Origin of the sequence: Nocardioides albertanoniae (genome assembly GCF_006716315.1) — a bacterium.
Classification (GTDB): Bacteria; Actinomycetota; Actinomycetes; order Propionibacteriales; family Nocardioidaceae; genus Nocardioides; species Nocardioides albertanoniae.
The window spans coordinates 4521590-4539372 of the sequence record NZ_VFOV01000001.1 but is presented as its reverse complement, the minus strand read 5'-3'; the positions used below and the strand labels follow the sequence as shown (position 1 = coordinate 4539372).

The window sequence follows — 17783 nt, the reverse complement described above, 5'->3', positions numbered from 1 at the left end:
TGCGGTGACCATCCGCCCCCTCGACCGCATCGACGCCAAGGCGTGGACCGAGGCACGCCGCCGCTCGGCGGACTGGCTCCACCAGTGGGACGCCACCGTGCCGCCCGGTTCGGCCGCGCGCCCGACGACGTTCGCCGGCCTCGTACGTCGTCTTCGCCGGCAGGCCAAGCGCGGCGCCACCTATCCGTTCGCGATCGAGGTCGACGGCCGGTTCGCCGGTCAGATCACGGTCAACAACATCGTGCGGGGCTCGGCGCAGTTCGCGTCGATCGGTTACTGGATCGACGTGCAGTTCGCCGGGCGGGGCGTGATGCCGTTGGCGGTGGCCCTGGTCATCGACCACTGCTTCACCACCGCGCGGCTGCATCGCATCGAGGTCTGCATCCGGCCGGAGAACATCAACTCGCTGCGTGTCGTGGAGAAGCTGGGCATCGACGAGATCGGCTATGCGCCCAGATTCCTGCACATCGACGGCGCCTGGCGAGACCACCGGATCTTCGCGATCACCGTTGAAGAATGTCACCAGGGGATGCTCTCCCGGCTCGGATTGTCACCTGAATGATGCCCTGACCTCGGCGTGTCTGTCTGAAATCACACAAGTCACACGCGACACACCACAGCACATCCGCTTACGGGCTGGTCAAGGCTCCTACGCTTCTTGACGTGGACCCGAGCGCACTCATCTTCGTCGCCCTCGCCGTGGCGTGGGCGGTGTACTTGGTGCCAAAAGCGCTCGAGCAGACTGCTAGTGCAGAGGACGGTGCCAGGAGTCGGGCCAGCGCCGCCATCTCCGCATCGCGCCGAATTCTGGCGCGGCGAGAGGCCACCGGCAAGAGCTCGACCGACCTGGTGACCGAGAAGTCGTCGTCGAAGAAGTCGGGGCAGAAGGCTGCTCCGTCCGAGGAGCCGGCCCTGCGGCCGGTGCCGATGGCCGTACGCCGCAGGGCGGGCCGAGACGCGGCCAAGCGCCGCAGCATCGTGCTCGGTGTGCTTCTCCTCGGCCTCGTCGTGGTCGGCGCACTCGCCGGTTTCGGTGTCGTCAAGCCCGTCTGGATCGCGATCCCAGGCGGGATCGTCGTCGCCTGGCTGGTCACCTGCCGGTTCAGCGTCCGCCACCAGCAGGAGATCTGGGCACGCACCCCGTTCCCCGCCGACGTCGCCGAGCCCGAGCCGGTCACCCCGCCCCGGGTCACCTTCGACATCGACCATGACACCGGCGACCTGGTCGCCGTCGTCGAGCACGACGACACCGGCGAGCAGATCCCCGAGGGTTCCTGGAAGCCGGTCGAGACCCCGCTGCCGACGTACGTCTCCAAGGAGGCGGCGCCGCGCCGCAGCGTACGCACGATCGACCTCGACGCCACCGGCGTGTGGAGCTCGGGCCGCAACGCCGCCGACTCCAAGCTCGTCCGCGAGGCCGAAGAGGCCGAGCGTGCCGCTGCCGAGGCCGCCGACGCGGCCCGCAACCGCGCCACCGGCTCCTGATGCCTACTGATTGGGAATCACCAGCGGCGAGGTGCTAACGTTTCACATCGCTTGGGGCTGTGGCGCAGTTGGTAGCGCGTCTCGTTCGCAATGAGAAGGCCAGGGGTTCGAATCCCCTCAGCTCCACCAAGAAATACCAGGTCAGAGCGGGCATCCGGCATCCAGAACCAAGGATGAACAGATGCCCGCTCCGCGTTTACTCCGCGAATTCAGCCAAACCACCGCTCAGCTCGAGACGACATGGTCGAGGTGCCTCGGGCCGTCTCGGCCACTCGCGGCAGGCTCGGTGCCTTGGGGTGCATGGACACCAACCACAACGCCCACGACAACCCCGACGCCTACGACGCCCACGCCGCGACTGCGCCGTTCGGAGACGTGCTCACCCTCTCCGAACTCTGCGCCCACCTCCACGTCCCCATCCAGACCCTCTACGACCTGCGCTCCCAGGGCCGCGGGCCGCGGGGATTCCGAGTCGGCCGCGAACTTCGGTTCCGGGCGGGCGAGATCGAGGCTTGGCTGGCCAGCCTGGAGGAGGAGGACGCCCAACGTCATCGTCCCGACGCGGAGGCCGGCTGACGGGGGTGAGCGGTGATGACTCGACCGCGCATCGACATCGGCACCTACGGCACGATCACCACTCGCCGTAAGGGTGAGAAGACGATCGCTGAGACCCGGGTGCGCGATGCCGACGGCAGGGTCCGGCAGGTTCGGGTCAGCCGAGAGACAGCACCGCAGGCACGGCGTGAACTCAAGAAGCGACTGCTACGCCGCCCCGGATTCGGTCACGCCGGCGACCTGCGCCCCGACGCGCCGTTCACCACCCTCGTCGAACGCTGGGACGCTGACCTGGAGACCAAGGAGCTGGCCGACGGCACCAAGGACCACTACCGCGACCAAGTCCGCCTGTACATCATGCCCGCGTTCGAGCACTTCACCCTCGCCGAACTCACCACAGGCCGAGTGGAGGCGCTACTCAATGCCCAGGAGGCCGACTCGCCCTCCCGCGCCCGCAAGACCCGCACTGTGCTCAACCTGCTCTTCGGCTACGCACTGCGCCACGACGCGATCAACCGCAACCCCGTCCAGGGCACCTCACGGCTGCGAGCGGTGAAGAACAAGCCGAAGGCGCTCACCCTCGAACAGGTCAGCAAGATCCGCGAGGCCGCCGCCAACTGGCGCACCCAGCCCGGGCTGCCGGGCCCGAAACCCGACGGCCAGGTCCGAGACATCATCGAGATCCTGCTCGGCACCGCGATGCGCCCGGGCGAGGTGCTGGCCCTGCGCCCCTGCGACATCACCGACGGCCCGGCCGGGATGATCGCCGCGGTCACAGGCACCGTGGTGCAGCGTAAGAAGAAAGGCACCTTCCGCCAGGAACGCCCCAAGACCGACTCCTCGAACCGGCTCGTCCCGGTCCCGGAGTTCGCTGCTGCGGTGATCCGCCGCCGGCTGCGCGGCGTCCCAACTGAGCGCACCATCTTCGCCGGCCGCACCGGTGGCCCGCTGGTCCCGCCCAACGTACGCCGCACCTTCCGCGAGTTTCTGGTCGACGCGGGCTTGGGTGACTCCGGGATCAGCCTGCGCTGGTACCGCCGCACCGGAGCAACTGTCATCGCCCGTGGCATGGACAGTGATGCGGCAGCCACGTTCCTGGGCCACACCTCATCGGCGATCACCGAAGGCTTCTACATCGAGGTCGACACCACCATCGACCGGACCCCAGCCTCCCACATGGAGCGCACCTTCCGCTGGGAGAGCCCCGACGGCACCCTGCTCACCCTCCCGCCCGCCCCCGGGGAGGACGACGTCATCGCGCGGGTCGAGCAGGAGGTTGATGACGGTGACGCCGCCGCGTGATGCTGTTCGGGCGTGTCGACGCCGGTGGTGATGGCCGGGCCCGTCACCAGTGCCGCATCAGCGCTCGGATCTGATCGGGGTCCAACCCGTATTCGGCCAGCCGCCGGAACACCCGCAGCCTCTTCGCGCGGGTCGCGGTTCGGCGTCGGTAGTCCTGCCCCCATGCCTGAGCGTCGGCGAGGATCAGCTCCTCGATGGCTTGATCCTTGGTCCAGCCGATCAACGGCCACCACGCCTCGCAAATCTCCGGAGGCAGGCCGTCAACCAGATCGGGCCATACGTCGACCAGAAGTGCAGCGTCGAGGTGCTCGAAGAGCTGCGTTTCGTCGCCGTAGCGCAACAGCCAGGCATAACCAGCAGCCCGCTTGTCGCGGTCACCCAGGGAGAACACCTTGTGATCGCGACCGTGCCATACCCATAGCGGCGCGAAGCACCGCTCGGGCGACAACCGCCACAGCCGGTTCGGCACCAGGGCCGTGGATCGCCCGGGCCCAGCGACCTCGATCTGGTGGAAGATGATCCGCTCGTTTAGAGCGAGCTCGAAGTCGAGGCAGCGCAAGATCCGCTCCAGGACCGCCAGGGTGGGCGACTTCGTGCCACGTTCGTAGGCCGACAGCGATGGCTGTGACGTTCCGCTTCGGCGCGCGAGCGTCTCTTGGGTCAGCCCGCGAGCAACGCGAGCGGCCTTCAACAGCGAGCCCTCGTGGCCGATGGCCATACCAAAACATAACTCTTCGGATCTGGCACGCTCAAGAGGCGTCTTTGTGCGGTGCACCTACCTGGTGACAACCAGGAATGGGGGACTCGATGAGCGTTGCAGACCAGTTTGGACTCGACGATCCAGCGTCACCGCTGCTCGCCGAAGCGCGAGAAGGATGGGAACGATGGTGCGCCGTCGACCCGCGCCTGGCCGTGGTCGATGACCTCGCGGACCTCAGAGAATGGACCCGCAAGGCCGATGTCGCGGACAAGACGGCGGTGTTACGGACTCTGGCGACTCTCACCGCCAGCGACCGGTCAGCAGTCGCAGCCCTGGTGTGGCTCCTGATCCCTGGAGCGTGCAGGGTCGCAGAAGGGCTGAGCGACCTGTCGCTCGACATCGATGCACTGGTCGCCTCCGAGCTGTGGGTGCAGGCCTGTCAGGCGCATCGGTTACGAACGCCGTGGCTGGCCCGGGCACTCCTGAACGCGACCCGACGCGAGGTCACAGCCTCCCTCGGTGTCGGCAGCCGTGCCGACCGCCACTGGAAGCATGTGCTGCTCACTGACGAGCTTGCCATGCTCGCGAGCTTCGCCAACGATCGCGCAGACCTGGAGGGGGAGGTCGCGCCGGAGGTGGAGTTGTGTGAGTTCCTCGACCAGGCAATCCGCGACCACGCTGTCGAGGAGGAGGATGTGCGCCTACTCCACGAGCTCGCCGCCGCCGCCGAGACCGTTAGCGCACCGCCACGTCGCGGACGACTCGGCTTGACCACACCTGCGGCCGTCGAGCTGGTAGCCCGCGACCACCCACAGGCGGCCCGTACGCTGCGGCGACGCGCTGCGCGTTCGTTGGACCGGCTGAAGATCTATGCCGCGGTGTGGACCGACGACACCAGCTGGGAGCGTGGGTGTTCAGAGCAGAAGGGCCGGGAGATCGGTGCAGCCTGACCCGGCAGGTCGTGATGACACGATCCTGTGGAGTCTGCATGAGGTTTGGCGCCTGGCAGCGGTTCGATTCTCACCAGCGGCGGTTCGGCCGGCGTTGTCGGGAGTGCCAGTAGATCCAGTCTCGCTCTTCTTTGCCGAGATCTGGTGGCGGCAAGCTTCCCCGTTGCTTGAAGTGCCACATGACCGACCGTGCGCCGAGGGTCGTCATGCCGTCAGCCAGGAGTGCCTTGAAGGCGTCGAGTGATGCTCGGGTGACCCGGTAGTGGGTCTGGCCTGGGGCGTAGAAGCGCCGGTCGAGGCACCAGCAGATCTCGTTGGCCTTCCAGATGGGGACGTCCAACTCCTCTGCAACCCGTCGGGCCGATACGAGCAGTTTGGGCGGGTCGGGCGGCTCCCAGTGCTCGGGCCGCATCTTCACCACCAGCCTTTCCTGGACTCTCGCGGCATCGAGTTCACCCAGGCGAGCAGCGATCCGTACACGATCCGATAGTTCCTCGCGCCCTCGCCGATGAAGACGCGGTCAAGATCACCGAGCGAGACTGCCTGACGGATCGCATGCTCAGGGAGACTGAGCATCCACGCGGCCTCCTTGACAGTGATGAGGATCTTCTCATCGTACGGATCGCTCACGTCGCCAGAAAACAGCGCGTCTCCTGCTGGCCGGCCTCCTCGGCGTCGCTTACCGGCTGGCGAGTCGATGGTGAGGTCGACCTCGGGTTTGGCCTCCTTCTTCTTCCCAGGCCGCTCGCGTGCCGGTGTTGTTGCAGGCGCCTTGGACACCGGATCGGGTTGCGACCAGAAGTGGCCGGGCGGGTATGCCCCATGCTCGAGGTAATGGAGGCCGGCGGTTGTGAGCGTTGCATGCCATCGGGGTCCACGGCCCCTGATCTTGACGAGCCTTCGCCTCTCCAGAGCGCGTGCGGTCAGCCGCTGCGGGTTCGTCGCTTCGCCGGCACCGGGATCCCTCGCAAGCCAGTTGAGCACCGCCAACTGGGTGTCATTGAGTCGTGCTGTCACGTGCCCTGAGCCTAGGGCGATGATTCGGGGACCATCGAGCAGAACCGCGGGTAGACCGGCTCCGGGCGCGATCCGACTGCGAGGCCGCGAACGCAGGACTTCTGCACCGCACGCAGCGGATGCTGCTGCCGAGACAGCGTCGTCAAGACCTTCACCGTGGCGAGGGACCTGTGGGGAATCGGCAGACTTCCCAGAAGACGAGGCTCTCTTGGAGCGAGATAGGGTCCGAACGTGACGGGGTGGGTCACAGGCCGAATGCCGAGGGGCTAGCGTGCCCGGCTGACTCGCGTCGTGACTGAAGCGGGTCGTGTGGGGTGAGTTTGCGGATGCGGTAGGTCAGGGCGGCGATGGCATGGCTCTCGGGCAGAGCACGGCTGGCGAGGGCACGGTCGAGCAGTCCGCTGGCGTCGTGGCCGCGGCGATGGAGTGTGTCGAGCATGCGGGCGAGTTCGATGGCCTCGCCTCTGGTGTGGTCGTCCTGGGCTGGGGTTCCTGTCCGGTGGATGATCAGTTCGTGCCAGCGGCGGACCGAGTCGCTGTGGCGAACGGTGAGCTGCCGTAACAGGTGGCGTTGGAAACGAGCGGCGATCGGGTCGTTGACGGCTGGCCCGGTCGGGCGCGGATCGTCCTCCGGCACGTCGTGGGCAGCCCGCCACAGCGCCACGGTGTCGTGGAGGTCGCCGAGGACATCGGCATACCGGGCGATCCAGGCGGGACGCTTCCCGTTCTTCATCGCAGTCGGTGCGTCGGCGCCATGTGCGTGGTTGAGGAAGCCGTCTGCGGTCACCTCGACGTGCCGGGCGCGCGCGGCGAGGTAGGGACCCCACGACTCGTCGCGCGCGAGGCCAGCGGGAACTGACGGGAGCCAGGGGAGCGGGCCCACGCCCGCCGCCTCGATGGCTTCCTCCCAACCGCTTCCGAGCACCCGTTGTGCTCCGGTGGTGACCGCGTCGCCATAACGTACGGAGGCGTCGTGGAGCTGGGTGGACCAGCTGCGACCGCGGCGGAGCGTGGTGGTGGCCGAGACCGCAGCCCCGTCACGAGCCACCACCTCGTCGAGGACCTGGATCGCGGTCAGCTGCTCCTCTATCCCTGGCAGCGTGCACTGCTCCCGATCGGCATCGACCGGATCGACCGGTTCGAGCACCACATGGACATGGTTCTCAAGCCGGCCGCGGGTCAGCATCGTGTACAGCATCTGCCGGTCCTCGCGGCCATCGACGATCCCGTGGACGACGTCGGTGGTGAGGCCTTGGGCGGTGTGGACGGTCGAGGCGTAGCCGAGCTCGACATGGTCGGCCACATAGTCAGCGGGCAGCACCGCGGTCAGGCCGGTGGTGGCGTGGCGGACGGTCAATGTGCCACGGCGGACGCGGGTGATGGTCCAGCGGTCACCGTTCTTGACCCAGTCGGTGCCAGAAACCGCGAGACGCCGCTGGTTGTGGCGGGTGATGATCGTGTCGCCGACGGATGCCTGGTTGCCATCGGCCAGCTCGACCTGGGTCCGCGGGTCGACGCCGCCGAGACGCTGGGTGCGTGCCAGTTGGTTGAGGGTGGCGACCATGTCTCGTGTGGGCGCCAGCATGAGTGCGTCCAGGCCATGCTCTCGGTCGTGTTGCCAGGCGGCGAGGACCTCGGCCATCGTCGTGTCCTCGTCGCCGGTGTGGACGCGGTCGTGGTCGAGGTAGAACCCGATCGCGGCCCGGTCGCCGTCGCGAAGGTCGAGGGAGGCTGCGGCCTCGCCGGGATCGATGAAGCGTACGACCTCCTCGAGCCGGTCGGCACCGTGCCGGTGGGCGATATCCCGCAGCACACCACCGGCACCGACCGCTGAGAGTTGCTGGTCATCGCCCAAGAGCCGGATCATGGCACCGCGTGAGAGGCAGAAGGTGACCACGCGGTCGAGGGTCAGGGTGTCGGCCATCCCTGCCTCGTCGATCACGACCAGGGTCTCGGGCCCGATGCGGGTGCTCAGTCCGTTGCGATGGTCTCGACCGGCGTGGTTGTGGGTGAGGATCTCGTCGTCGATCTTGGCGAGGGTCTCGCACGGCAGGCCAGTGGCGTCCTGGAGTACCTTCGCGGCGGCCGCGGACGGGGCCAGCCCGATCGCGTCATAGCCGTTGGCCGTCCACACCGCAGCCAAGACCTCGACCGCGGTGGTCTTCCCCGACCCCGCAGGCGCTAGGGCGAGCCGGACCCGGTGGCCGCCGGCCAGCGCATGCACCAGCGCACGTTGCCCGTCATTGAGCCGCACCCCGGCGACCGTGCTGGCCGCCAGGACGATGTCGATCTCCTCCGGAGAGAACGCGAAGTCGCTACCCAACCCGGCCGCGTCGACCAGCAGCTGTTCGGCTTGAAGGATCCGCTGACTGGTGTAGTGATCAGCACCGGTGTGCCGGTAGACACTGGTTCCGTCTGAGCGCCGCAGGCCACCCGGCTCGCGAAGATCGGCCCTCAGAAGGACGGGATCATCATCGGGTGTGAGAGGCACCGACATCCCCACGGCCGCGACCACAACATCATCAACCAGGGCGGGTAAGTCGTCGGCGGCGACCCTGCCAGATCCCGCCATTCGTACTTGGCGTTCGGCCTCGGCCCGTAGGTGCCAGCTCTGCCAGGTCGCTCGACGGGTTTCGAGCTCGGTGATCACGGCGACCGCCATTGCCCGGATCAGATGCGCTTCCATGGGTCCGCCAGAGCGCGGACCGCGATCCGACCGAGACACGTCCAGCGCCGTACGGATCATCGCATCGAGGGTCGACTCGCTCCCCAGGAACTCCGATGCCTGGCGGCGCCAAAGTCGTCGCTGATCGGCCTCGGCGCGCGGTTCGTGCTTGGGGGCACGCGTCTCGAGATTGGCCTGCTGCACCAGCCGGAGCCGTTCCGGCTCGGTCGGCGGCCGACCGTGCTCGACGACGAACGCGGTCACCAGGTCGTTCTCGCGGCGGTCGATGTCCCTGGCTCGCCGCGACCACAAGCGACACAGACGGGCGGAGACACCCACGGCCTCGCGGACCGGGCGCCGCTCTCGAGGATTCGCACGCTCAGTGAACGTGACACCGAGCGCTTCACCGAGCCGATACTCGAGCGCGGTGTTGTACGTCTCCGAGATCGCCACCGTGTGCTGAAACAACACACGCCCGTAGACCGTCAGCCATCGACCCGAGTGTTTCGCCTGCACCTTGTTCGCGACAGCCACATGAGTGTGGAGGTCCGGGTCGCCGGCACGCGAGTCCCGGTGACGGAACGCCGCCGCGATCAGACCCCGGGTCTCGACCTGCCGGACCCCATCGGTCCCTTCCCGGGTGAACAGCACGTCGTGCTCGACATAGGCCAACGCGTCGTGGACAGCGGCATCGTGGGCCTGCTCGATCGCCCGCGCAATCTCGGGTGGCGCGACCGCCCACAGCGCCGAAACCGACTTCACCGGACTGAAGGTCAGGTCGAACCCAGCCACTCCATCCGACCGTGTCCGCCGACCCAACGGCCGCCCAGCGACCGGATGCTCCCCGGCACCGAACAGGTGCCCCATCTGCCCGGCCGTCACCACATCGCCCGAGCCGATCCCGTCTCCGGCGAACGCGGCGAGCCCTGCCCCGACCCACTGGCCAGGTGCCTCGCCCTCGGCTTCGTAGTAGTCAGCCAACGCGGTGCTGCCGAGCTCGGTGGAGTCGCCAGCCGCCACCTGCCGGGTCAGGTACTCATACCCCGAGCCCGCGGCCAGCTTGTGGATCGTCATGGTCACACACCCCAGGGACGACGGAGGCCCGCGAGTGGCCCAGAGGAGCGGGAATGAAAGAGGTCTGCCCCGGCAGACGGGGATCTACCGGGATAGGCCAAGACTTGCGGCACTCCCACCGGGTTCGGCCTTTGCAACCGGGTAAGGAGCCGCGCGACAGCGTCCGCTGTCGAGCGTGTGTTCGTGGGCAACGTAACGGACAGTCCGGCGCCTCGGGGAACAACGGGAGTGACCATCGAGTGGTGAGGTTGCGGTGGCATCACCTTTGGAGCCGCTGCGGCGACGCGATTGGCGAAGCTTGGGGTAGTCCTTGGGCGAACTGGAGGACGACGATGCCGTTGAACATCGCTGCCCACGGGTCGATGTCTGTGACCTCTCCATCGATGATGCGAAAACCACTAGGTGCGTTCATCCAGGCATTGACCGAGATCACGCAGAATGTGCCGACCACACCGGCGATCGCCATCGGTATCACCATCAGCAGGTGTTGACGTGGCGGCATCCTGCCCCAACCATAGAGGTAGATCCCGAGGAAGATCGCCTCGACGAAGAACGAAAGGCCCTCGAGCGCGAACGGCAACCCGAGCACATCGCCGAATTCACCCATCAGCCCCGGCCACAACAAACCCATCTCGAAGCTCAGCACCGTGCCGGAGACCGCGCCGATCGCGAAGAGCACCGCCGACACTTTCGCCCAGCGCTGGGCGAGGCCGAGAGCTACCGCGTCCCCGCGCGCGATCCCGCGCCAGTGCGCGACGAAGATCATCGCTGGGAACGCGACCCCGAAACAAGCTAGGACGATGTGCCATCCCAGCGAGAGCGCCATCTGCTGGCGCGCGGGAAGGAGACCCTCAGGTTCCAGGGTCGTGGCCAATGGCAGCAGGTCCGTCAACACAGCTGTGCTCATGCCCCTTCAGGAGTGGCAGTTCGAGCCAGGCGCTCGTGGCGCGCTCGCGACGACCGATGACCTGAGCGCGTTGAGGATGGTGCTGTCTTCCAGGTGAGGAGAAGGGCCACGGCGAGCAGCAGCTCCGCGATGTCGCCTCCGAAGTACATCAGGTTCCCCGCAGCCTGCATCTCGGCGATGGGCTCCCTGACCTGGACAAGGAGGCCGGCGAAGATCAGTTGGGCCACTGTTGAGTGGATCGCGATAGAAACGGCGAGGACCACCAGTCTCAGGCGTACCGAGGCACGGCCCGGGGAGGGGTCGGGGCCTGCGATCGCCCAGGCGAACAGCAGTCCTGAGGCGAGGAGGTGGGCGTGGACGGCGATGTGGACGGCGTCGTGCTCAGTGCTCAGTGCGTACAGCGGGGTGAAGTAGAGGGCGATCAGGCCGCCACTGGTCAGCACCAGTGCCAAGAAGGGGTGGGAGAGCGCGCGGATGAAGCGCGTGTGCAGCAGCCGGCCTAGTCGTCGTGCTTGGCGGTGGGGGAGTTGGCGCAGTAACAGCGTGATGGGTGCTGCCAGCACAAGGGCCAAGGGAGCGATCATGGCCAGCAGCAGGTGCTGGGCCATGTGGCCGCCGAAGTCACGGTCGGCGTAGCCGTCGATTCCAGGGCTCAAAGCAAATATGATGAGGGCCGAGCCGAATAGGTAGAGCGCTATCCGGTGCATGGGCCAGCCACGGCGACCTCGTTCACGCAGACTCAACCATAGGTAGCCGATGGCCAAGGAAGCGACCAGCAACAGCGGAAACCAGACGCTCAGAACGCCTACGGTGTCGGTCCATATCCCGGTGTTGTGCCCCTCTGGCCCGTGGGCGAGTACGTCTGCCTGGGCGCGGGGCATCGCGGTGATGATGGAACTCACGGCGACCTCAGGAGCGGGTGGTGGTGGGGCGGTTCGGCGACTTCGTGGCGTCGGTGTAGCTGGCGCCGCGTTGCAGCAGCCATCCTGCGATCACCAGGAGCACCCCGAGAGCGAGGAAGGCCAGGTCCCACGCCATCTGGTTGTCTCCGCTGCGCACGTGGTGGATTCCAAGTATGTGATGGTCGATGATTCCTTCGACCAGGTTGAATACGCCCCATCCGACAAGGATCCAGCCCCACAGGGCTCGGGCGACCCACACCCTGCCTCGGGAGTGCTGGACACGGGAGTAGAGCAGGGCGATCCCGAGCAGGACCATGACCCAGGTGAAGGTGTGGAAGAGACCGTCCCACACGGTGTTCATCTGCAGGCCGTGCACGGTGGTTTCTGGGTAGTAGCGGATACCGACGTTGTCGGTGTTCGTGGAGGTCAACATGTGATGCCACTGCAGCAACTGGTGCAACAGGATCCCGTCAACGAACCCGCCAGCCCCAACGCCGAGGACGATTCCCGGTGTCATCAGGCTTCGCGGCTCGGTCATCGCGTTGGCAGACTGGGCATCGGTGGACACGGGACATCCCCTCCTAGGGTTCCTTTCGAGCCGCCCCAGTACCCCCTCAAAGGCCTCGAGATACGCACCTACGCGTGATGTCCGTGATCTCCGTCAGCGGGCCGAGCGGCGACCTTCGCGCCGGGCCGGCCTGTGGCACCACATCGATCCGACAAGAGACCCAGGATCACGCTCGGTGCGCTCGGGTGACTTGGGTTCGTCTCTCGACACCTGTACATTCTCCAAAAATCCATGGATAAAGGTCGTTGGAGGAGGGACTGTGCGCGCAGGGCATGAGGTTGCGGATGGGGTTGTCGTCCAGCTCGCCGAGGGCGAAAGGGACAAGATGACGATGGTGGTGCGAAACATCGAGAACCTTCTGGCAGCACTCGAACCCAGGTGTTCGATCGAGCTGGTCGCCCACGCTGCCGGGTTGTCCGCGGTGACTACCGGCTCTCCGGTCTCGGAAGAAGTTCTAGGTTTGATCTCTCGAGGGGTGCGCGTGGACGCATGCGGCAACACCATGCAGCGTCACGGAGTTGCTCGCGATCGGCTGCTGTCGGGCGTCAGTGTGGTGGAGTCGGGGATTGCGCATCTGGTGGTGCGCCAGCGCGAGGGCTGGGCCTATGTCCGCCCCTGAGCTGCGGCCGGGCTTCGCGGCTGTGTCGAACGGCGTGGTCGAAGACTTCGGCGGAGATCTGGTCTGCGGGGATGTGGCCCGAGACGAGACGGCTTTCTGGTGTGGGCGCAGGCTTCCCCGCACGTCTACAGCCCATGAGGCGTCCCGGTGACCGCCGCCGAGCGGCCACCTTCACCCGCGAGCGTGGCAGCGATTGAGCGGCGCCGGGCGCTTTTCGATGGGCTGGCCGTGGTGGGCAAAGCTCTGGGGAGCCCGCGGCGACTGGAGCTGATGGATCTGCTCGCGCAGGGCGAGCGAACGGTGGAGTCCTTGGCCCGGACTGCGGACATGGGGCTGACCAGTGTCTCGGCACACCTGCAAGTGCTCAAGCTGGCCAATCTGGTCGCGACCCGGCGCGAGGGAACCAAGGTGTACTACCGGCTGGCTGGAGATGACGTGGCGGATGTGTATGACCGGCTTCGTACGGTGGCTCTTCACCGCTCAGCCGACGTCGACCGAGCACGTGCCGCCTATCTGGGCCTTCCCGGCGACAGTGAGGTCGGGACGCTCTCACGAGAAGAACTGGTGGAGTTGATGCGCAACGAGCAGGTCACGCTTCTCGATGTCCGGCCCTGCGAGGAGTACCGGGCCGGGCACATCCCTGGCGCCGTCAGTGTGCCGCTGTCTGCCCTGCCCGACGATGCCAAGCTACTTCGGAAGGCACAGCAGGTCGTGACGTACTGCCGAGGCAGCTTCTGCGTGATGGCCCATGACGCGGTGCGCCTTCTCGCCGCCAGCGGAGTTGCCGCACGTCGGCTCGAGGACGGCATGCTGGAGTGGCGCACTCACGGGCACCCGGTCGAGACCGGCTTGGTCGAGAACCGTGAGGTTGAGAACGGCGAGGTGTCAGTGTGAACCGCGCTCGAGGCGGGACGGAGCTCGGTCAGGTCGGCGGATGGCGTCGCGCGTGGCGTGGGCCTCTGAACTGGTCGCGACGCAGGTGGCTAGTTGCTGCCGGCGCCGCGCTGGTCTTCACGGTTCTCGTGGCGATTCCAACTGACTTGGTCCCCAACCCGCTGTTCGGCAGGGAGATCGCGCCGACCTGGTGGTCCTGGCCGGCGCTCGCGACTTCCTCGCTTCTCGGGGGACTGCTCGTTGCAACCTATGTTGACGCTCCTAGCGCCATCGAGGATCAGGGACGTCGCCGGGGCTGGGTCGGCGGACTGCTGACGTACTTCGCCGTCGGCTGCCCGGTCTGCAACAAGCTGGTGCTGTTGCTGCTCGGGAGCGCGGGAGCCCTCACCTGGTTCGAGCCCGTCCAACCGTTCCTGCAGTTGCTCGCCGTGGTGCTCCTGCTGTGGGCCTTGCATGTGCGGCTCAAAGGAGAGCTGTCCTGCCCGGTCACCACCAACACCCTCAACACCGACCACGCCCCGTCCAACGACCACGCCCCGTCTATTGACACCGAGACCCCTGTCTCTGGAGGTAGTTCTCATGCCTGATGCGTCCGCGACCCGCAAGAGCCCCATCGTCCCGCTAGTAGTCGCCGCGGTAGCCCTTGTTGCGGTGGTCCTTACTCTCGTCACCTCCCGAGGCGAGGGGAGCGACGGGCCAACAGCGGCGGAGAGCGGGACAGGTGCGGCGGGCGCCCAGGCCGAGGGCCATGCTCTCGACGACGCTTGGGCGCAGCTGGTCAGGGGCGAGGAGGGCGACCCGATGGCGCTCGGCGATGTGGATGCACCGGTCGTGATGATCTCCTACTCCGAGTTCCAGTGCCCGTTCTGCGGCAAGTACGCCCGAGACACGGAGCCGATCCTCGTCGAGAAGTACGTCGACTCCGGGGTGCTGCGCATCGAGTGGCGAGATTTCCCCTACCTCGGGCCTGAGTCGACTACGGCTGCCCAGGCTGGCCGCGCGGCGGCTGCCCAGGGCAAGTTTTGGGAGTTCAGCAAGCTCATGTACGACAACCAGCTGCCGCCTAACAGCGGAAAGCTGACAGAGGACTACCTGGTCTCGATTGCCGACGACCTCGACCTGGACACCAACGAATTCCGCAAGGACATGGTCGCTCGCGGCACAAAGGATGCGATCAAGCAGGACCTCGCCGAAGGCCAGGCGATCGGGGTGACCGGGACGCCTGCCTTCATCATCAACGGCGTGCCGGTCATCGGCGCCCAGCCCACCGAAGTCTTCGAGCAGGCTATCGAGAAGGCCGCGGAGGAGACGGACGCAGACGGCTCATGACAGAAGTGAGCCTGATCGCGGCACTGGCAGCCGGCGTCCTCGCACTGCTCTCGCCGTGCAGCGCACTTCTGGTGCCGTCCTTTTTCGCCTATGCGTTCGGCACGACGCGGGCGTTGCTGGGACGCACCTCCGTCTTCTACCTCGGCCTGTGTGCCACCTTGGTCCCGCTTGGCACCGGCGCCGGCGCTGCCAGTACCTTCTTTTATGGACACCGCGCGACGCTGATCAGCGTCGCGGGCTGGCTGATCATCGGGTTCGGAGTCATGCAGCTCCTCGGCCGCGGGTTCACACTCCCGTTCGCGCAACGGCTCAACAACGCCGTGGCTCGACGCGGCGGCACCGGATGGGTCTCGACGGCCCTGCTCGGGGCTGTCTATGGACTGGCCGGATTCTGCTCCGGCCCTGTCCTGGGCGCCATTCTCACCGTCGCCGCTACGCAGGGTTCGCCCTGGCACGGCGGGGTCCTGCTGGCCGTCTACGCCTTAGGCATGGCGATGCCGGTATTCGTGCTCGCCTTGCTGTGGGATCGGTTTGACCTCGGTCACAAGAAGTGGCTGCGCGGCCGGTCGTGGCACTGGGGGATCTTCACCGTCCACACCACTAACCTGGCGTCGGGGTTGCTGTTCGTGGCGATAGGTGCGCTGTTCCTCCGCTACGACGGGACAGCCGGGCTGACTGGGGCACTCGGCTTCGGCGACCTAACCGACCTGGAGTTCATCGCCCAGCAGAAGATCTCTGAGTGGACCGAGCACATCCCAGCCTGGCTGGTCTTGACCATTGTGGCCGCCGCAGCAGGCTGGATCGCCTTCAGGAGAACGCGGCGGCCGCACGGGCACGATGGCGATTGCTGAAGGTCAGGCCTCGCTTCGGCGTGTTCCGTTCTGCGTAGGCAGCTTGGTCGCTGTCAACGGGTGCCAGTCCTGAAGATGGGCGATCGGCCGAACGTTGGCCTTCAGCCTCAGTCGGGGCATATTCGCAGCAACGACAGCGGGACGATCAGCAGCGCGACTTGTGGGAATTCCGGGAGGATACGAAGGTGGGCGGATCGGTCAGCCCACCTTCTTGCTGCTCTTCCTCACCGGCGCTCGCCGTCGTGTGCGGCCTGGGCGGGCTGCTTCGTCTCCAGCGCGGCGATCTCGGGGTGGTGGAGGTCGAAGGCCGGGGACTCCGAGCGGATCTTCGGGATGGAGGTGAAGTTGTGGCGCGGCGCGGGGCAGGCTGTTGCCCACTCCAGCGAGCGGCCCCAGCCCCAGGGGTCGTCCACGGTCACCAGCGGTGCCTTGCGGGAGATGTAGAGGTTGTAGAAGAAGGGCAGCATCGACAGGCTCAGCAGGAACGCGCCCATGGTTGAGACCTGGTTCAGGAAGGTGAATCCGTCGCTGGGCAGGTAGTCGGCGATGCGTCGCTGCATGCCGTCGACGCCGAGCCAGTGCTGGACCAGGAAGGTGGTGTGGAAGCCGACGAACAGCAGCCAGAAGTGGACCTTGCCGAGGCGCTCGTCGAGCATCCGGCCGGTCATCTTCGGCCACCAGAAGTAGAACCCGGCGAACATTGCGAACACGACGGTCCCGAAGACCGTGTAATGGAAGTGGGCGACCACGAAGTAGGAGTCGGAGACCTGGAAGTCGAGCGGCGGGCTCGCCAGGATGATGCCGGTCAGACCACCGAAGAGGAAGGTCGTCAGGAAGCCGATCGACCACAGCATCGGGGTGTCGAAGCTGACCGACCCGCCCCACATCGTGCCGATCCAGTTGAAGAACTTCACGCCTGTCGGCACCGCGATCAGGAAGCTCATCCCGGAGAAGAACGGAAGGTTGACCGCACCGGTCACGAACATGTGGTGCGCCCACACCGCCACCGAGAGGACTCCGATGCCGAGGGTCGCGGCCACCAGACCGACGTAGCCGAAGATCGGCTTGCGGCTGAAGACCGGGAGGATCTCGGAGATGATCCCGAAGAACGGCAGCGCGATGATGTAGACCTCGGGGTGACCGAAGAACCAGAACAGGTGTTGCCACAGGATCGGTCCGCCATGGGCGGTGTCGAAGACGTGGGTGCCGAACTGTCGGTCGGACTCGAGCATCAGCAGCGCCGCGGCAAGGATCGGGAACGCGATCAGCACGAGCAGTGCGGTGACCAACACGTTCCAGGTGAAGATCGGCATCCGGAACATGGTCATGCCCGGCGCGCGCATGGCGATGATCGTGGTGATGAAGTTGACCGAGCCGAGGATGGTGCCCAGACCGCTCATGTAGAGGCCCATGATCCACAGGTCGCCACCGACGCCCGGCGAGTATTGCGCGCTGGAGAGCGGTGTGTAGGCGAACCAGCCGAAGTCGGCCGCGCCGGTCGGGGTGAGGAAGCCGCTGGCCGCGATCAGGCCACCGAAGAGGTAGAGCCAGTAGCTGAACATGTTGAGCCGCGGGAAGGCGACGTCGGGCGCGCCGATCTGCAGCGGCATGATCACGTTGGCGAAGCCGATAAACAGCGGTGTAGCGAAGAGCAGCAGCATGATCGTGCCGTGCATCGTGAACAGCTGGTTGAACAGCTCGTCGTTGACGACCTGCTGACCCGGGAACGCCAGCTCCGAACGCATCAGCAGCGCCATCACGCCGCCGCCGAGGAACCAGACGAACGACGTGACCAGGTACATCTTGCCGATCAGCTTGTGATCCGTGGTCGTGAGTATGCGGACCAGTTGGCGGCCCAACGGCGTGCGCGGAGTTTTGGGTTTCAACGCCTGGCTGGTGCGAGGGGTGGTAGTGGTCATGTTCAGCTCCTCACCGGTCGAAGGCGCATGGCAGGTATATGCCGTC

The 17783-nt window shown here is 66.5% G+C and carries 18 protein-coding genes and 1 tRNA gene; 11 read left to right on the top strand and 8 right to left on the bottom strand.

What is annotated here, in order from left to right; all coding sequences use genetic code 11:
- The first annotated feature begins 4 nt into the window (after positions 1-4).
- From FB381_RS21740 to FB381_RS21720, 5 genes are all read left to right on the top strand, one after another.
- A complete protein-coding gene (locus FB381_RS21740; RefSeq protein WP_246088257.1) occupies positions 5-562 on the top strand; it encodes a GNAT family N-acetyltransferase in 558 nt (185 codons plus the stop codon).
- A gap of 101 nt (positions 563-663) precedes the next feature.
- The gene (gene sepX / locus FB381_RS21735; protein WP_141782169.1) at positions 664-1485 is read left to right on the top strand and encodes a divisome protein SepX/GlpR; all 822 of its coding nucleotides are present in this window, start codon (positions 664-666) and stop codon (positions 1483-1485) included.
- Positions 1486-1538: 53 nt separating this feature from the next.
- Positions 1539-1614: transfer RNA gene (locus FB381_RS21730), tRNA-Ala, on the top strand.
- A gap of 171 nt (positions 1615-1785) precedes the next feature.
- Entirely contained in the window at positions 1786-2061 is a 276-nt protein-coding gene (locus FB381_RS21725) for a helix-turn-helix transcriptional regulator (RefSeq protein WP_008362766.1), read from the top strand.
- Positions 2062-2076: 15 nt separating this feature from the next.
- Positions 2077-3342, top strand: coding sequence for a site-specific integrase (locus FB381_RS21720; RefSeq protein ID WP_008362764.1), 1266 nt, complete (start codon positions 2077-2079; stop codon positions 3340-3342).
- 43 nt (positions 3343-3385) lie between these two features.
- Here FB381_RS21720 and FB381_RS21715 read toward each other — a convergent pair whose 3' ends face one another.
- A complete protein-coding gene (locus tag FB381_RS21715) occupies positions 3386-4060 on the bottom strand; it encodes a helix-turn-helix domain-containing protein (protein ID WP_008362762.1) in 675 nt (224 codons plus the stop codon).
- An 89-nt stretch (positions 4061-4149) separates the two neighbouring features.
- Between FB381_RS21715 and FB381_RS21710 the strand changes: the two genes are divergently transcribed.
- Positions 4150-4992 (top strand): hypothetical protein, encoded by an 843-nt coding sequence (locus tag FB381_RS21710; protein ID WP_141782168.1) that lies wholly within the window; start codon positions 4150-4152, stop codon positions 4990-4992.
- A gap of 70 nt (positions 4993-5062) precedes the next feature.
- Here the strand turns inward: FB381_RS21710 and FB381_RS21705 are convergent, their stop codons facing one another.
- The 6 genes from FB381_RS21705 to FB381_RS21680 all read right to left on the bottom strand — a co-directional run bounded on the left by FB381_RS21705 (position 5063) and on the right by FB381_RS21680 (position 12074).
- Entirely contained in the window at positions 5063-5413 is a 351-nt protein-coding gene (locus FB381_RS21705; RefSeq protein WP_008362758.1) for a hypothetical protein, read from the bottom strand.
- Entirely contained in the window at positions 5407-6009 is a 603-nt protein-coding gene (locus FB381_RS21700; protein ID WP_008362755.1) for a hypothetical protein, read from the bottom strand. Before FB381_RS21700 ends, FB381_RS21705 begins: the two co-directional genes overlap by 7 nt.
- A 244-nt stretch (positions 6010-6253) precedes the next feature.
- Positions 6254-9748, bottom strand: coding sequence for a MobF family relaxase (mobF, locus tag FB381_RS21695; RefSeq protein WP_040756910.1), 3495 nt, complete (start codon positions 9746-9748; stop codon positions 6254-6256).
- A gap of 259 nt (positions 9749-10007) precedes the next feature.
- A complete protein-coding gene (locus FB381_RS21690; RefSeq protein WP_141782167.1) occupies positions 10008-10655 on the bottom strand; it encodes a cytochrome ubiquinol oxidase subunit I in 648 nt (215 codons plus the stop codon).
- Positions 10652-11557 carry a cytochrome c oxidase assembly protein gene (locus tag FB381_RS21685; RefSeq protein ID WP_008362751.1) on the bottom strand — a complete coding sequence of 302 codons (906 nt, stop codon included), beginning with the start codon at positions 11555-11557 and terminating at the stop codon, positions 10652-10654. The genes FB381_RS21690 and FB381_RS21685 overlap by 4 nt, the downstream gene beginning before the upstream one ends.
- A 7-nt stretch (positions 11558-11564) precedes the next feature.
- Positions 11565-12074, bottom strand: coding sequence for a DUF2243 domain-containing protein (locus tag FB381_RS21680; protein WP_246088332.1), 510 nt, complete (start codon positions 12072-12074; stop codon positions 11565-11567).
- A 310-nt stretch (positions 12075-12384) separates the two neighbouring features.
- Here FB381_RS21680 and FB381_RS21675 point away from each other — a divergent pair, with 310 nt between their 5' ends.
- The 5 genes from FB381_RS21675 to FB381_RS21655 all read left to right on the top strand — a co-directional run bounded on the left by FB381_RS21675 (position 12385) and on the right by FB381_RS21655 (position 15818).
- Positions 12385-12744 carry a DsrE family protein gene (locus tag FB381_RS21675; RefSeq protein ID WP_008362746.1) on the top strand — a complete coding sequence of 120 codons (360 nt, stop codon included), beginning with the start codon at positions 12385-12387 and terminating at the stop codon, positions 12742-12744.
- 147 nt (positions 12745-12891) lie between these two features.
- Entirely contained in the window at positions 12892-13638 is a 747-nt protein-coding gene (locus FB381_RS21670) for an ArsR/SmtB family transcription factor (protein ID WP_246088256.1), read from the top strand.
- A gap of 128 nt (positions 13639-13766) precedes the next feature.
- A complete protein-coding gene (locus FB381_RS21665) occupies positions 13767-14225 on the top strand; it encodes a hypothetical protein (RefSeq protein WP_008362743.1) in 459 nt (152 codons plus the stop codon).
- Positions 14226-14439: 214 nt separating this feature from the next.
- Entirely contained in the window at positions 14440-14967 is a 528-nt protein-coding gene (locus tag FB381_RS21660; protein WP_211352509.1) for a DsbA family protein, read from the top strand.
- Positions 14964-15818, top strand: coding sequence for a cytochrome c biogenesis CcdA family protein (locus tag FB381_RS21655; RefSeq protein ID WP_008362740.1), 855 nt, complete (start codon positions 14964-14966; stop codon positions 15816-15818). The genes FB381_RS21660 and FB381_RS21655 overlap by 4 nt, the downstream gene beginning before the upstream one ends.
- A gap of 224 nt (positions 15819-16042) precedes the next feature.
- Here FB381_RS21655 and ctaD read toward each other — a convergent pair whose 3' ends face one another.
- Entirely contained in the window at positions 16043-17737 is a 1695-nt protein-coding gene (gene ctaD, locus FB381_RS21650; RefSeq protein WP_008362739.1) for an aa3-type cytochrome oxidase subunit I, read from the bottom strand.
- Positions 17738-17783: the final 46 nt, after the last annotated feature.

What these genes read in the sequence shown, in the direction of transcription:
- FB381_RS21725 (WP_008362766.1), top strand. Translation starts at nt 1,786, where the DNA reads ATGGACACCAACCACAACGCCCACGACAACCCCGACGCCTACGACGCC.
- FB381_RS21720 (WP_008362764.1), top strand. Translation starts at nt 2,077, where the DNA reads ATGACTCGACCGCGCATCGACATCGGCACCTACGGCACGATCACCACT.
- FB381_RS21715 (WP_008362762.1), bottom strand. Translation starts at nt 4,060, where the DNA reads ATGGCCATCGGCCACGAGGGCTCGCTGTTGAAGGCCGCTCGCGTTGCT.
- FB381_RS21710 (WP_141782168.1), top strand. Translation starts at nt 4,150, where the DNA reads ATGAGCGTTGCAGACCAGTTTGGACTCGACGATCCAGCGTCACCGCTG.
- mobF (WP_040756910.1), bottom strand. Translation starts at nt 9,748, where the DNA reads ATGACGATCCACAAGCTGGCCGCGGGCTCGGGGTATGAGTACCTGACC.
- FB381_RS21690 (WP_141782167.1), bottom strand. Translation starts at nt 10,655, where the DNA reads ATGAGCACAGCTGTGTTGACGGACCTGCTGCCATTGGCCACGACCCTG.
- FB381_RS21680 (WP_246088332.1), bottom strand. Translation starts at nt 12,074, where the DNA reads ATGACACCGGGAATCGTCCTCGGCGTTGGGGCTGGCGGGTTCGTTGAC.
- FB381_RS21660 (WP_211352509.1), top strand. Translation starts at nt 14,440, where the DNA reads ATGGCGCTCGGCGATGTGGATGCACCGGTCGTGATGATCTCCTACTCC.
- FB381_RS21655 (WP_008362740.1), top strand. Translation starts at nt 14,964, where the DNA reads ATGACAGAAGTGAGCCTGATCGCGGCACTGGCAGCCGGCGTCCTCGCA.
- ctaD (WP_008362739.1), bottom strand. Translation starts at nt 17,737, where the DNA reads ATGACCACTACCACCCCTCGCACCAGCCAGGCGTTGAAACCCAAAACT.